10 protein-coding genes are annotated in these 13,489 nt (G+C 71.6%); 6 read left to right on the top strand and 4 right to left on the bottom strand.

Annotated elements, in window-relative coordinates; translation table 11 throughout:
* The first annotated feature begins 8 nt into the window (after positions 1–8).
* Positions 9–1,091, top strand: a complete 1,083-nt coding sequence (dxr, locus tag LL239_RS09125) for a 1-deoxy-D-xylulose-5-phosphate reductoisomerase (RefSeq protein ID WP_228163122.1) — start codon at positions 9–11, stop codon at positions 1,089–1,091.
* A 178-nt stretch (positions 1,092–1,269) separates the two neighbouring features.
* Here dxr and LL239_RS09120 read toward each other — a convergent pair whose 3' ends face one another.
* Positions 1,270–2,928, bottom strand: coding sequence for a Mur ligase family protein (locus LL239_RS09120; protein WP_228163121.1), 1,659 nt, complete (start codon positions 2,926–2,928; stop codon positions 1,270–1,272).
* Positions 2,929–3,015: 87 nt separating this feature from the next.
* Between LL239_RS09120 and LL239_RS09115 the strand changes: the two genes are divergently transcribed.
* On the top strand, positions 3,016–4,332 hold the full coding sequence (locus LL239_RS09115) for a M50 family metallopeptidase (protein ID WP_228163120.1): 1,317 nt from the start codon (positions 3,016–3,018) through the stop codon (positions 4,330–4,332).
* 85 nt (positions 4,333–4,417) lie between these two features.
* Here LL239_RS09115 and LL239_RS09110 read toward each other — a convergent pair whose 3' ends face one another.
* Positions 4,418–6,319, bottom strand: a complete 1,902-nt coding sequence (locus LL239_RS09110) for an anthranilate synthase family protein (protein ID WP_228163119.1) — start codon at positions 6,317–6,319, stop codon at positions 4,418–4,420.
* Positions 6,320–6,523: 204 nt separating this feature from the next.
* Here LL239_RS09110 and ispG point away from each other — a divergent pair, with 204 nt between their 5' ends.
* A complete protein-coding gene (ispG, locus tag LL239_RS09105) occupies positions 6,524–7,675 on the top strand; it encodes a flavodoxin-dependent (E)-4-hydroxy-3-methylbut-2-enyl-diphosphate synthase (protein ID WP_228163118.1) in 1,152 nt (383 codons plus the stop codon).
* Between the two features lie 98 nt (positions 7,676–7,773).
* A complete protein-coding gene (locus LL239_RS09100; RefSeq protein ID WP_228163117.1) occupies positions 7,774–8,985 on the top strand; it encodes a benzoate/H(+) symporter BenE family transporter in 1,212 nt (403 codons plus the stop codon).
* 2 nt (positions 8,986–8,987) lie between these two features.
* On the opposite strand, the gene LL239_RS09095 is transcribed toward LL239_RS09100, so the two are convergent.
* Positions 8,988–9,803, bottom strand: a complete 816-nt coding sequence (locus tag LL239_RS09095; protein ID WP_228163116.1) for an NADH:ubiquinone oxidoreductase subunit 4 (chain M) — start codon at positions 9,801–9,803, stop codon at positions 8,988–8,990.
* A gap of 138 nt (positions 9,804–9,941) precedes the next feature.
* Between LL239_RS09095 and LL239_RS09090 the strand changes: the two genes are divergently transcribed.
* Positions 9,942–11,738 carry a proline--tRNA ligase gene (locus LL239_RS09090; RefSeq protein WP_228163115.1) on the top strand — a complete coding sequence of 599 codons (1,797 nt, stop codon included), beginning with the start codon at positions 9,942–9,944 and terminating at the stop codon, positions 11,736–11,738.
* Between the two features lie 89 nt (positions 11,739–11,827).
* Positions 11,828–12,649 carry an aldo/keto reductase gene (locus tag LL239_RS09085; RefSeq protein WP_228163114.1) on the top strand — a complete coding sequence of 274 codons (822 nt, stop codon included), beginning with the start codon at positions 11,828–11,830 and terminating at the stop codon, positions 12,647–12,649.
* A gap of 16 nt (positions 12,650–12,665) precedes the next feature.
* On the opposite strand, the gene LL239_RS09080 is transcribed toward LL239_RS09085, so the two are convergent.
* Positions 12,666–13,475 (bottom strand): DUF1206 domain-containing protein, encoded by an 810-nt coding sequence (locus tag LL239_RS09080; RefSeq protein WP_228163113.1) that lies wholly within the window; start codon positions 13,473–13,475, stop codon positions 12,666–12,668.
* Positions 13,476–13,489 lie beyond the last annotated feature (14 nt).

Here is a 13,489-nt window from a genome sequence, read left to right as displayed (position 1 = left end):
CTGATCGGATGCGTCGCGTCGTCATCCTCGGCTCCACCGGCTCCATCGGCACCCAGGCGCTCGACGTCATCCGGGCCCATCCCGACCGGTTCGAGGTCGTGGGTCTGGCGGCCGGAAGCGACCGATCCGGCGTCGAGGCGCAGGCGGAGGAGTTCGGCGTCGACGACATCGCCCTCGGCGCCGTCGAGGCCGAGCAGCTCGTGCGCGATGTCCCCGCCGACGTGGTGCTCAACGGCATCACCGGCTCGGTGGGGCTCGGCCCGACGCTCGCGGCCCTCGAGGAGGGGCGCACGCTCGCCCTGGCCAACAAGGAGTCGCTGATCGTCGGCGGCGACCTGGTCACCGACCTGGCCGCGCCCGGGCAGATCGTCCCCGTCGACTCCGAGCACTCGGCCATCGCACAGGCCCTGCGCTCGGGCGAGCCGGGCGAGGTCCGACGGCTCGTGCTCACGGCATCCGGAGGCCCGTTCCGCGGACGCTCGCGCGCCGAGCTGGCCGATGTGAGCCCCGCTCAGGCGCTCGCCCACCCGACCTGGGACATGGGACGCGTCGTCACGACGAACTCGGCGACCCTGGTGAACAAGGGGCTCGAGGTGATCGAGGCGCACCTGCTGTTCGACGTGCCGTACGAGCACATCGACGTCGTCGTCCACCCGCAGTCCATCGTGCACTCCATGGTCGAATTCCTCGACGGTTCGACGATCGCGCAGGCCTCGCCGCCGGACATGCGCCTGCCGATCTCTCTCGGACTGGACTGGCCGCACCGGATCGCCGGCGTCGGCGCGCCGCTGGACTGGACGCGCGCGACGCAGTGGACGTTCGAGCCCCTCGATGAGGAGGCGTTCGGTTCGGTCGCCCTGGCCAAGCGAGTCGGTCGCGCGGGCGGCACCTATCCGGCGGTGTTCAACGCCGCGAACGAACAGGCCGTTGAGGCCTTCCACGACGGGCGGCTGGGCTTCCTGGGCATCGTCGACGTGATCGAGCGCGTGGTGGAGCGCCACGAGGCCCCCGACGCTCTCACGCGGGAGTCGCTCGCCGAGGCCGAGTCCTGGGCCCGGCGCACCTCCGACGCCGTCATCGCCGCGCTCTGACGGCTCGCACCCGGCGGTCGCGCGCCGCATGCCGCCGCGCACGACCCCTGCGGAGGGAGCGTCGCGCGCCCAGGCATCGGCATGGTGTCGATGTCGCCGGAGTCGTGAGCGCCCCGACGAGCGGGCGCAGGGCGCCGCACGGGCCGCAGAAGGTCAGCGGCCCGCCCGCGGCCGGCCCTCAGGCGGGGAAGTCGACCGGACGCTCGGGGTCGGAGGACGGGGTGGAATCCGTCGGGTAGGGCACCGGCCACTGCGGCTCGGGAACGGCCCAGCCGGCGGCGCGCAACGCCCGGCGCGACAGCTCGCGCGCCGAGTACGGGGTGCGGACGCCACGGATGTCGCGGTAGTCCTGGTGACCGGGGCCGGCCCACAGGATCGCGTCGCCCTCGCCGACGAGCGTGACGGCCTCGAGGATCGCGCGCTCCGGCGGCGTGAACTCGTGGATCTCGGCGTCGGGACGCGCGCGGCGGGCACCCTCGACGAGCACTGCGCGGATGGCATCCGGATCCTCGTGACGCGGGTGGTGGTCCGTGACGATGAGGATGTCGCTGCCTTCGACGGCGGTGCGTCCCATGTCGTGGCGCTTCGTGGCGTCGCGGTCTCCGTCGGCGCCGAAGAGCATGACGACCTTGCCCGGAGTGACCCTGCGCACGGCGGCGAGGGTCTTCTCGAACGCGTCGGGGGAGTGGCCGAAGTCGACGTAGACCGCCGGACCGTCGGGGCCCGAGACCAGCTGCGTACGGCCCGGGAGGGATGCCGCGATCCGGCCGCCGTCGAGGGTGGCGACCATCTCGTCCCACGGGTGCCCGGCCTCGAGCAGCATGACGATCGCCAGACCCGCGTTCGCCGCCATGTGGCGACCGATCACGGGGACCACCGTGGTCAAGGAGCGGCCGGTGCGGTCGCGGAGTGTGAACTGCGTGCCGTCCTGGCGCTCGTCGACGATCTCGACCGTCCAGTCGGCATCCGCCGTCGGATGGGCGGCGATCGCGGGGGTCACGATCGTCACGACGGGGATGTCCGCCCGCGCGGCGATCTCGGCACCCGCGGGGGAGTCCAGGCACACGACGCCGCGACGAGACCGATCCGAACGGAACAGCGGCAGCTTGGCCTCGAAGTACTCGCGCATGTCCGCGTAGTCGTCGAGATGGTCGTGGGTGAGGTTGGTGAAGCCCGCGACGTCGAACAGCAGGCCATCGACACGGTGTCGCGTCAGCGCCTGCGCGCTCACCTCGACCGCCACGGCCTCGACGCCGCGCTCGCGCATGAGGGCGAGCAGAGCATGGAACTCGGATGCCTCGGGCGTGGTCAGCCGTGACACGATCACCTCGCCGGCGATGTGGCGCTCGGCCGTGGAGGACAGGCCCGTGACGACCCCCAGCTGGCCGAGGATGCCCTCGAGCAGGTGCGACACGCTGGTCTTGCCGTTCGTGCCGGTCGTCGCCAGAAGCTGGGGGAGGTCGTCGTCGGCACCGGTGCCGTACACCCACGCGGAGAGGTCGCCGAGGAGGGCCCGCGGGTCGGCGACGACGACGATGGGAAGCCCGGCGGCGGCGGCGATGTCGGCGCCGGCCTCGTCGGTGACCACCGCCACGGCTCCGCGTTCGGCGGCGGTCGCGGCGAACTCCGCGCCGTGGCGGTTCACACCACGGATGGCGACGAACGCCTCGCCGGGACGCAGATCCGCGGTGGCCAGCGTGATACCCGTGAGGACGGTGCCCTCGACGTCGCCGATGCTGCGCTCGCCGAAACGGCGCGCCAGCTCCGACAGGTCACGGCGCGGCGGGTGCTCCGGCCGGAGGACGGGCGGGAGGTGGGAGGGCGTGTCGATCGGCATCCTCCCCATTGTCTCATCCGACCCCGCACAGCCCTCGCATCGGCGCCGCACGGGAGGTTCAAAGGGCGGCGGCGGTATCGTCGGCGGGTGACCGCGATCGCCTTCCTCATCGGCGTGCTCGTGCTCGTGATCGGCCTGGCCGTCTCGATCGCTCTGCACGAGATCGGGCACCTCGTGCCCGCGAAGCTCTTCGGCGTGCGCGTCGGGCAGTACATGATCGGCTTCGGCCCCACGCTGTGGTCGCGCCGCATCGGTGAGACCGAGTACGGATTCAAGGCGCTGCCGCTGGGCGGCTTCATCTCGATGTCGGGGATGTACCCGCCGGCGCCCGAGGACGACGCGACTCCCACGCGTCGTTCGCGCCTGTTCGCGACCATGATCCAGGACGCCCGCGATGCCAACGCCGAGACGATGATCGCCGGCGACGACCGCGTTTTCTACAAGCTCCCGGTGTGGAAGCGCATCATCATCATGCTCGGTGGGCCCGTGATGAACCTGCTGCTCGCGTTCGTGCTGTCGGCGATCGCGGTGAGTGCGATCGGCGTCACGGCCGGGACCACGACCGTCGCCTCCGTCTCGCAGTGCGTGATCCCCGCGAGCGACAACCGCACGGACTGCACCTCGACCGACCCGGTCGCCCCGGCGGCGGCCGCCGGCATCCGTCCCGGGGACGTGCTCGTCTCCGTCGACGGAACGCCCGTGTCGACCTTCGATGAAGCAGCCGCGATCATCCAGCGTTCGCCGGGTCAGGCGCTGCCCGTCGTCATCGAGCGCGACGGCGCGCAGCAGACCGTGACGATCACCCCGGCCACGTCCAACCGCGCCGTGACCGACGCCAGCGGCCGGCCGGTCCTGGATGCCACCGGCTCCCCGGAGTACGAGACCGTCGGCTTCGCCGGCCTCAGCCCGCAGTCCGCCCTCGTGCCGCAGCCGATCTGGTACGGCCCCGAGGCGACGATCCAGCAGGTCGGGCAGGTCGCGCAGATCATGACGCAGCTTCCGGTCCGCGTCTACGACACCGCGGTGGACCTGTTCACCGGCCAGCCGCGCGACCCGAACGGGCCGCTCAGCGTCGTGGGCGCGGGACGCCTCGCCGGGGAGTTCGCCGCGGTCGACGCGCCGATCCTCGCCCGTGTCCAGTCGATCATCGCCCTCCTCGCCTCGCTGAACATCGCCCTGTTCGTCTTCAACCTCATCCCGCTGCTGCCGCTCGACGGCGGGCACGTCGTCGTCGCACTCTGGGACGGCCTGAAGCGCTGGTTCGCCCGCGTCCGCGGCAAGGTGGCGCGCCCGGTGGATGCCACCAAGCTCGTACCCGTGACCTTCGTCGTGGTCGTCTTGCTCATCGGCATGGGCGGCATCCTGTTCCTCGCCGACATCTTCAACCCCGTCCAACTGCTGTAGCAGGGACACGACTCCTGCGCAGGCCTCGTTCGGCAGGGCCTGGGCCCGGAAGCGACCCGATCAGCAGGAGTTGTGCAGCAGCCGATCAGAGCGCGGCGCTGATGAGGCGCTCGAGGGTGCGCATGCCGTCGCGCGACAGGATCGACTCCAGGTGTCCCTGCACGCTCGAGAATCCCTCGCCGCGCAGGGCGTAGACGTCGCCGGTGTCGGCGTCCGCCGCGATCTCGACGCCCTCGGGCAGCGTCTGGGGGAGCCGCGCCGTGAACGTGTTGTAGAACCCGATCGACGCGGGTTCGCCGAACACGTCGACGCTCTTCTGCAGGCCCTGGTGCGGCTGCGAGAGGGGAGCGAGGTCGAGGCCGAGTCGATCGGCGAGGATCTGGTGGCTGAGGCACACCGCCAGCAGGGGCGTCCCGGCGGAGAGGCGCCGTGCCACCACGTGCCGCATCGCCGCGATGCGCGGGCTGCGGTCGTCCCGCGGGTCGCCGGGACCGGGACCGGCCACGACGAGATCTGCGGCGTCCACCTCGGCGTCCGTCGCCTCGGACCAGTGCACGATGCGGGCGTCCAGACCCAGGTGGCGCAGCTGATGCGCGAGCATCGTGGTGAAGCGGTCCTCGGCATCCACCACCAACGCGGTGCGGCCGGCGAACGGGCCCGTCCCGTCGGGATCCTGCGGGTTCATCCAGAACGGCGCGAGGCGCTCGTTGCGGGATGCCAGGAGCTCGGAGATCGCGGGATCCTCGGCGAGCGGCCGGCGCGGGGCGACCGGCGCGTCCGGATCGGCATCGGGGGCGGCGGAGGGGGCGGAATCGCGCGGAATCGCACCGATGGCGCCCAGGACGCCGGCGGCCTTGCCGTGGGTCTCGCCGACCTCGCCGTACGGGTCGGAGTGGCGCACGAGGGTGGCACCGACCGGTACGCGCAGACGTCCGTCGACGAGGTAGGCCGTGCGGATGAGGATCGGGGCGTCGAGGTCGTGCGTCGGCCCCTCGGTCGCCCCGTTCGGCGTGAACAGCGCGGCCACGCCGGAGTAGTAGCCGCGCGGCGTGGTCTCGTGACGGGCGATCACGGTGCACGCGTTCTGCATCGGCGACCCGGTGACGGTCGGAGCGAACATCGTCTCGCGCAGGATGTCCCGCGGGTCGAGCGTGCTGCGTCCCCGCAGCATGTACTCGGTGTGCGTGAGGCGCGACATCTCTTTGAGGTGGGGCCCGGTGATGCGGCCGCCGTCGCTGCAGACGGCGCTCATCATCTTGAGCTCCTCGTCGACGACCATGAAGAGCTCCTCGGTCTCCTTCGTCGAGCGCAGGAACTCCGCGAGGGTCTCGGCCGTGGCGCCCCCCTGTGGGTGGCGGAAGGTTCCCGAGATGGGGTTCATCGTGACGATGCCGTCGCGTGCGCTGACATGCGCCTCGGGGCTCGCGCCCACGGCGACGTGACCGGGCGTCACGACCGCGAACGTCCAGTACGCGCCCTTCTCGTGCTCGAGGAGCGCGCGGAACCAGGTCAGGGCCGCATGCCGCGGGTCGGCGTCGACCCCGGCCACGAAATCGCGACGGATGACGAAGTTCGCCCCCTCTCCGCGGCCGATCTCGTCGGCGATGACCCGGCGCACGATGTCGGCGTAGGCCTCGTCGTCGATGTCGAACCCGGCGTCCTGCAGGGCTACGGGGGCGGAGGGGAGGGATGCCATGACCTCGGCGCGGGGGAGCGGCATCCGCTCCTCGATGACGAGGCAGCGCAGCGGCGCTCCGTCGTCGTGGCAGACGAAGCCGCGCTCCCGCACCTGCCGGAACGGGACGAGCGCGAGGACTTCGCGAGGCGCGCCGTCGGCGTCGACGAGCGGGATGTCGGCCAGCAGCTCGACGTCGACGACGGTGCCGGTGAGCACCTCGACCGTCGCGTCGTCACGAGCGATCAACGCGAACGGCGCGTCGCCCTCGAGGAGGTCGTGGATCAAGGAGGAGGGGTCGGGCCCGGTCATCGAAGTACTTCCGTCAGTGATCGAGGGTCCGGAGCGGCCGCCGGAAACACGAAGACCGCCCCGATCCCGAGGGAGGGCGGTCTGTCGCACGCGTGCTCACCGCCTAGACGGTGAGCCACCAGCCGGTATACGCGCGCATGGCGCCGAATTTATCACAGAGCGGCCCTCAGCCCCCGCTCGGGCGGGGCGGCGTAGGCTGTGGGCGTGCCTGCAGTGAACATCGGGATGCCCCGCGTGCCGGAGGTCCTCGCTCCTCGTCGCAAGACCCGCCAGATCAAGGTCGGCAAGGTCCTCGTCGGTGGTGACGCCCCCGTCAGCGTCCAGTCGATGACCACGACGCCGACGACCAACATCAATGCGACCCTGCAGCAGATCGCCGAGCTCACGGCATCCGGGTGCGAGATCGTGCGCGTGGCCGTGCCGTCGCAGGACGACGCCGACGTGCTGCACATCATCGCCAAGAAGAGCCAGATCCCGGTCATCGCCGACATCCACTTCCAGCCCAAGTACGTCTTCCAGGCCATCGACGCCGGGTGCGGCGCGGTACGCGTGAACCCCGGCAACATCCGCAAGTTCGACGATCAGGTCGGTGCCATCGCCAAGGCCGCCAAGGACGCGGGCGTGTCCCTGCGCATCGGCGTGAATGCCGGATCGCTCGACCGCCGCCTGCTGGAGAAGTACGGCAAGGCCACACCCGAGGCGCTCGTGGAGAGCGCCGTGTGGGAGGCGTCGCTGTTCGAGGAGCACGACTTCCACGACTTCAAGATCTCGGTCAAGCACAACGACCCGATCGTGATGGTGAAGGCCTACCGCCTGCTGGCCGAACGGGGGGACTGGCCCCTGCACCTCGGCGTGACCGAGGCCGGGCCGGCGTTCCAGGGCACCATCAAGAGCGCGACGGCCTTCGGCATCCTGCTGTCCGAGGGCATCGGCGACACCATCCGCGTCTCGCTGTCGGCGCCGCCGGCCGAAGAAGTGAAGGTCGGCCACCAGATCCTCCAGTCGCTGAACCTTCGTGAGCGCAAGCTCGAGATCGTGTCGTGCCCCTCGTGCGGGCGCGCGCAGGTCGATGTCTACACCCTCGCCGACAACGTCACCGAGGGTCTGAAGGACATGACCGTGCCGCTGCGCGTCGCCGTGATGGGCTGCGTCGTCAACGGCCCGGGCGAGGCGCGCGAAGCCGACCTCGGCGTCGCGTCCGGCAACGGCAAGGGGCAGATCTTCGTCAAGGGTCAGGTCATCAAGACCGTGCCCGAGGCCGAGATCGTGCAGACGCTCATCGAAGAGGCCAACCGCATCGCCGATGAGATGGGCCCCGACGCCCCTCTCGGAACGGCGCAGGTCGTCACCGCCTGACCGGGCGGCGTCCCGCCGGCGTCACGAGGAGATCAGGCCACGCGGACGGCGGTGGCCCGCTGAGGACGCACGCGGCATCCGATAGCCTCGGGAACCGCATGTCCGATTCCGCCGCCGCCACCGACTCCGCCCGTCTCGACGCCCCGGCCTCCCGCCCGATCATCGCCGGCATCGTGACCGCGCTCGTCGGGTTCACGAGCACGTTCGCCGTCGTCCTCACGGGCCTCCGCGCCGTCGGTGCGACAGCCGACCAGGCCGCCAGCGGGCTCCTGGCCTTGTGCGTGGTCGTGGGACTGGGGTGCCTCTTCGTCGGCGCGCGATACCGGATGCCGATCACGATCGCGTGGTCCACGCCCGGAGTCGCGCTCCTGGCGGCCACCGGCGCCGTCGACGGCGGCTGGCCGGCGGTCGTCGGCGGATTCCTCGTCTCGGCGGCGCTCATCCTGCTGGCGGGCTTCTTCCCGCCGCTCGGTGCGCTCATCGCCCGCATCCCGCCGTCCATCGCGCAGGCGATGCTGGCGGGTGTCCTCCTGCCCCTGTGCGTGGCGCCGTTCACGGGCCTGCTGTCGGACCCGTGGGGCGTCGCGCCCGTGCTCGTCGTGTGGCTCATCGCCGCGCGACTGCTGCCGCGGTGGGCGGTGCCGCTGGCGTTCGCGGCCGCCACGGTCGTGATCGTCGTGGGGATCGTCCGGTCGGGCGCCGAGGTGGAGGCGGCGAGCCTGCTGCCGCGCGTCGAGTTCGTGATGCCCACTCTCACGCTCGGGTCGGTCATCGGTATCGGGCTGCCCCTGTTCGTGGTGACCATGGCATCGCAGAACGTGCCCGGCGTCGCGGTGATGCGGAGCCTCGGGTACACGGTGCCCTGGCGTCCCGCGATGGTGGTGACGGGTGTGGGCTCGGCCCTCGCGGCCCCCGCCGGCGGGCACGCCGTCAACCTCGGAGCGATCAGCGCCGCCATCGCGGCGGGCCCCGACTCGCACCCCGACCCGGACCGCCGATGGCTCGCGAGCATCTCGGTCGGTATCTCGTACTTCGTGCTGGCGGCGTTGTCGTCGGCGTTCGTGGCGCTCGTCCTGCTCGCCCCGGCGGGCGTGATCCCGGCCGTCGCGGGGGTGGCGCTGTTCGCCGCGTTCGGTTCGGCGGTGCAGCAGGCGATCGACGATCCGGGGGAGCGGATGCCGGCGGTCGTGACGTTCCTGGTCGCGGCCTCGGGCGTGGCGGTGGCCGGCGTCAGCGCGGCCTTCTGGGCGTTGCTCGCCGGTCTGCTCGTCCGGGCCGTCCTGCACGTCGGGCGGCGCCGCGCGACCTGAGCTCAGTCGAGGTCGAACTCCGCGCGGATGCGCTCGCGCGCGTCGGCGTACTCGGGCAGCGCGTCGAAGAAGGCGAGCTTCTCACCGATCAGCGAATCGCCGGCACCGTCGGGTTCGAGGACGTACGTCGCGAACGTCTCGGCGAAGTCCTCGGACGCGTTGGTCGCCGCATAGTCGCTGACGAAGTCCTCCTCGTGCGCCTGGTAGAAATCCCACGCCACGTCGGCGTCGACGTTGTCGCGCGCGGGAGCGTCGTCGTACCCGGCCCAGAACCGTCGCGCGAAGTTCTCGAGGTCGGCATCGGGGAGAAGACAGCCGGCCCCGCTCCACTCGGTGCCGCACTCGGTGGCGTCGGGGTCGACGTCGTCGACGCCGAGGCTCAGCAGGTGCGCGTACTCGTGGACGAGCGTGGACAGGAGGAGGTCGGCGTCGTCGGCGTACGCCAGGTTGGCCCCGAAAACCCACTTCGTGGGGTCGCTCTCGTCGGAGGTCACGTACGCCAGCGTGTCGCTGTCGGGGTCGTCACCTGTCCGGTACCCGGTGACGTCCGATGCCACGAACTCCGGTGTGGCGACACGGACGAAGTCCTCCCACACCTCGCGCGCGCGGCCCTCGGGTTCCGGATCGAGGGTCCCGTCGGCGCGGAGGACGTGGTCGCCGGTGGCGACGAACTCGGCCGGGCTCTCCGCGTCGGGCCCCCGCTGGCCGGTCCCGAACACGCCGTTCGCGCCCAGACCAGCCCCGATGACCACCCACGACAGCACGCCGACGAGGACGGCGACCGAAGCGCTGAGGAGCGCGATCCAGCGGGGACGCATGCCCTCACCATAGGTCGTCGGCCGGGAGGCGGAACGGCGTTGCCGTGTCCTGGTCGCACTGGATCGGCGGGTGGGAGCCGGTCGCGGTGTCGTGGACGCCACCGGGCCACGGCATCCACCGCTCTAGACTCGATGATCGTGGTCACCCGTCTCTCGAACTACTTCCTCCGCACGCTCCGCGAAGACCCCTCGGATGCCGAGGTCACGAGCCACCGCCTGCTCGTGCGCGCCGGCTACATCCGTCGCAACGCCCCGGGCATCTTCGCGTGGCTCCCGCTGGGGCTGCGGGTCAAGGCCAAGATCGAGACGGTCGTCCGCGAGGAGATGGCGAACGCCGGAGCCTTCGAGGTGCACTTCCCGGCGCTGCTGCCCCGCGAGCCGTACGAGCAGACCGGCCGGTGGGAGGAGTACGGCGACGCGCTGTTCCGCCTGCAGGACCGCAAGGGCGCCGACTACCTCCTCGCCCCCACGCACGAGGAGATGTTCACGCTCCTGGTGAAAGACCTGTACTCCTCGTACAAGGACCTGCCGCTGACGATCTACCAGATCCAGGACAAGTACCGCGACGAGGCACGCCCCCGCGCGGGCCTTCTGCGCGGCCGCGAGTTCACGATGAAGGACGCCTACTCGTTCGACGCGACGGATGCCGGATTGGATGCCTCGTACCAGGCGCAGCGCGACGCGTACGAGCGCATCTTCCAGCGCCTGGGTCTGGAGTACGTCATCGTCGCCGCGGACGCGGGCGCGATGGGCGGCTCGAAGTCCGAGGAGTTCCTGCACCCGACGCCCATCGGCGAGGACACCTTCGTCCGCTCGGCGGGCGGGTACGCGGCCAACGTCGAGGCGTTCACCACCGTCGCGCCGGAGGCGCTGCCCATCGAGGGTCTTCCGGCCCCCGTGATCTTCGATTCGCCGAACACCCCGACGATCGCGACGCTCGTGGACCACAGCAACGCGCACCTCGACGCCCCGGCGCCGGGGATCGCGGGCCCCGCGACCGCGGACGCGACGGAGTGGACCGCCGCGCACACGCTGAAGAACGTCGTGCTGGCGCTCACGCACCTCGACGGCACGCGCGAGATCGTCGTCGTCGGCATCCCCGGCGACCGCGACATCGACGACAAGCGCGTCGAGGTGGCGTTCGCGCCCGCCGACGTCGAGGCGGCCACGGAGGCGGACTTCGAGGCGAACCCGCTGCTGGTGAAGGGCTACATCGGTCCCTGGTCTCCCACGGGCCCCGTGCTCGGCGAGGAGTCGGCGACCGGCATCCGGTACCTGCTCGACCCGCGTGTCGTGGACGGAACGGCGTGGATCACCGGTGCCAACGTCGACCAGAAGCACGTGCACACGCTCGTGGCCGGCCGCGACTTCTTCGGCGACGGCTTCGTCGAGGCCGCCACCGTGCGGGCGGGCGACCCCGCGCCCGACGGTTCGGGGCCCGTGGAACTGGCGCGCGGCATGGAGATCGGCCACGTGTTCCAGCTCGGTCGCAAATACGCCGAAGCCTTGGGACTCAAGGTGCTCGACGAGAACGGCAAGCTCGCGACCGTCACGATGGGCTCGTACGGCATCGGCGTCACCCGCATCCTCGCGATCATCGCCGAGTTGAACAACGACGACAGGGGCCTCATCTGGCCTCCGTCGGTCGCTCCGTTCGACGTCCACGTCGTCGCGACGGGACGGGATGCCACCGCGTTCGACCTCGCCACGTCCGTGTCCGAACAGCTCGAGGCCGCCGGGCTCGACGTGCTGTACGACGACCGCCCCAAGGTCTCGCCCGGTGTGAAGTTCGGCGACGCCGAGCTCGTCGGCATTCCGCGCATCCTCATCGTCGGGCGCGGTGCCGCCGACGGCGAGGTCGAGCTGTGGGACCGTCGCTCCGGCGAACGCGAGACGCTGCCGGTCGCCGAGGCGGTCGCGCGCCTGACCGCCTGACCTCTCACCGCGGTCCCGCAGCGTCCGTCGCGCTGCGCATCCGCGGGGGAGGGGGCCGGGGTGTCCCCGGCGTCGGTAGCGTGGATGCCATGATCTCCGCGCCCCGCGTGCCCCTGTCCGACGGTTCGTCGATCCCGCAGCTCGGGGTCGGCACGTACAAAGTGCCCGCCGAGGTCACCGGCGACCTGGTCGCCGGAGCGCTCGCCGCCGGGTACCGGCACGTGGACACCGCGGCCCTGTACGGCAACGAACGCCAGGTCGGCGAGGGCATTCGCGCGTCCGGTGTCCCGCGGGACGACGTCTTCGTCACGACCAAGGTGTGGAACGACGACCAGGGATACGACCAGACCCTTCGCGCGTTCGATGTGAGTGCGGCCGCGCTCGGCCTCGACCGCGTCGACCTCTACCTCATCCACTGGCCGATCCCGAGCGCCGATCGCTATGTCGAGACGTGGCGGGCACTGGTGCGCCTGCGGGAAGAGGGTCGGGTCACCTCGATCGGCGTGAGCAACTTCTCGCCCGTGCACATCGAACGGCTCCGTGACGAGACCGGCGTGCTCCCCGTCATCGACCAGGTCGAGCTGCACCCGCGGTTCCCCCAGCGCGACCTGGTCGACTGGAACACCGCACACGGCATCGTCACCGAGTCGTGGGCGCCGCTGGCGCGCGGAGGTCTTCTCGAGGAGCCCGTCCTGGCCGACATCGCCGCGCGCTACGGCAAGACGCCGGCGCAGGTCGTCGTGCGCTGGCACCTCGATCGCGGGTTGGTCGTGTTCCCGAAGTCGGTGTCGCTGAACCGTCTGCGCGAGAACGGCGACGTGTTCGACTTCGCGTTGGATGCGGACGATCACGCCGCGATCGCGACGCTGGATACCGGAGAGCGCACCGGGCGCAACCCCGACCTGGACTGACCGCCCGGGGGAGGGGCTACGCGTCGAGGCGGGCGTACTTCGCGCGGAAGATCGTGAACGCCCCGTAGGCGAGAAACCCCGTCCCGACCACGCACGCGAGCACCGGGCCCGCCGGCAGCGCGACGAGGGCGGAGACCGCGCCGTCGAGCCCGCCGGCGGTGTCGGGCTCCACCCGCACGGCCGCGACGACCAGCAGCACGCCCACGATCACCAGCGCCACCCCTTTCGCGAGGAACCCGACGACCCCGAGGGCGGTCAGCGCGAGGCCGCCGGGTCCTTCGGGGATGCGCACCTTGGTGCGGAAGGACCGCCGCACCCCCATCCAGACGAAGCCGACCCCCACCGCCGCGACGGCGACCCCCACGGTCCCGAGGACGAAGCCGCCGACCGCGAGGGTCAGCACGCCCTGGCTGACGTCCTCGGCGGCCTGCTCCGCGTGCGGGCGCGCCCCCAGGGCGACGGATGCCGAGACCAGCCCGATCGCGAGGAACACGATGCCCTGTGGCGCCTCCACGGCGATCCGGGCCACCCGGCGGGGGACCGGGAGTCCCCGCGGCGCGAACGCCTGCAGCAGATGCCACGCGCCCAGGGCGACGAGGCCCGCGGCCAGGGCCCACAGGGCGAGAGCGCCCAACGGGACCGCGGCCACCGCTCGGAAGGCCCCTGTCTGGTCGCTGTCCTCCGCCGCGCCCAGCCCCACCGCGATCACCAGACCGCCGATGAGCAGGTGCAGGATGCCGTTGGCGGCATACCCGGCCCGTGCGGCGATCCGGAACGCGGGGTTCGCCTCGGCCTCGCGGGCTGCGGCGCGGGCGTGCGAGGGCATTCCGGAACCGTACG

Origin of the sequence: Microbacterium testaceum (assembly GCF_020781835.1) — a bacterium.
GTDB lineage: Bacteria > Actinomycetota > Actinomycetes > Actinomycetales > Microbacteriaceae > Microbacterium > Microbacterium testaceum_H.
This window is presented reverse-complemented; position numbering and strand designations above follow the sequence as displayed.

Coding starts and splice junctions, on each gene's coding strand:
- dxr (WP_228163122.1), top strand. CDS start 9: ATGCGTCGCGTCGTCATCCTCGGCTCCACCGGCTCCATCGGCACCCAG.
- LL239_RS09120 (WP_228163121.1), bottom strand. CDS start 2,928: ATGCCGATCGACACGCCCTCCCACCTCCCGCCCGTCCTCCGGCCGGAG.
- LL239_RS09110 (WP_228163119.1), bottom strand. CDS start 6,319: ATGACCGGGCCCGACCCCTCCTCCTTGATCCACGACCTCCTCGAGGGC.
- LL239_RS09100 (WP_228163117.1), top strand. CDS start 7,774: ATGTCCGATTCCGCCGCCGCCACCGACTCCGCCCGTCTCGACGCCCCG.
- LL239_RS09095 (WP_228163116.1), bottom strand. CDS start 9,803: ATGCGTCCCCGCTGGATCGCGCTCCTCAGCGCTTCGGTCGCCGTCCTC.
- LL239_RS09085 (WP_228163114.1), top strand. CDS start 11,828: ATGATCTCCGCGCCCCGCGTGCCCCTGTCCGACGGTTCGTCGATCCCG.
- LL239_RS09080 (WP_228163113.1), bottom strand. CDS start 13,475: ATGCCCTCGCACGCCCGCGCCGCAGCCCGCGAGGCCGAGGCGAACCCC.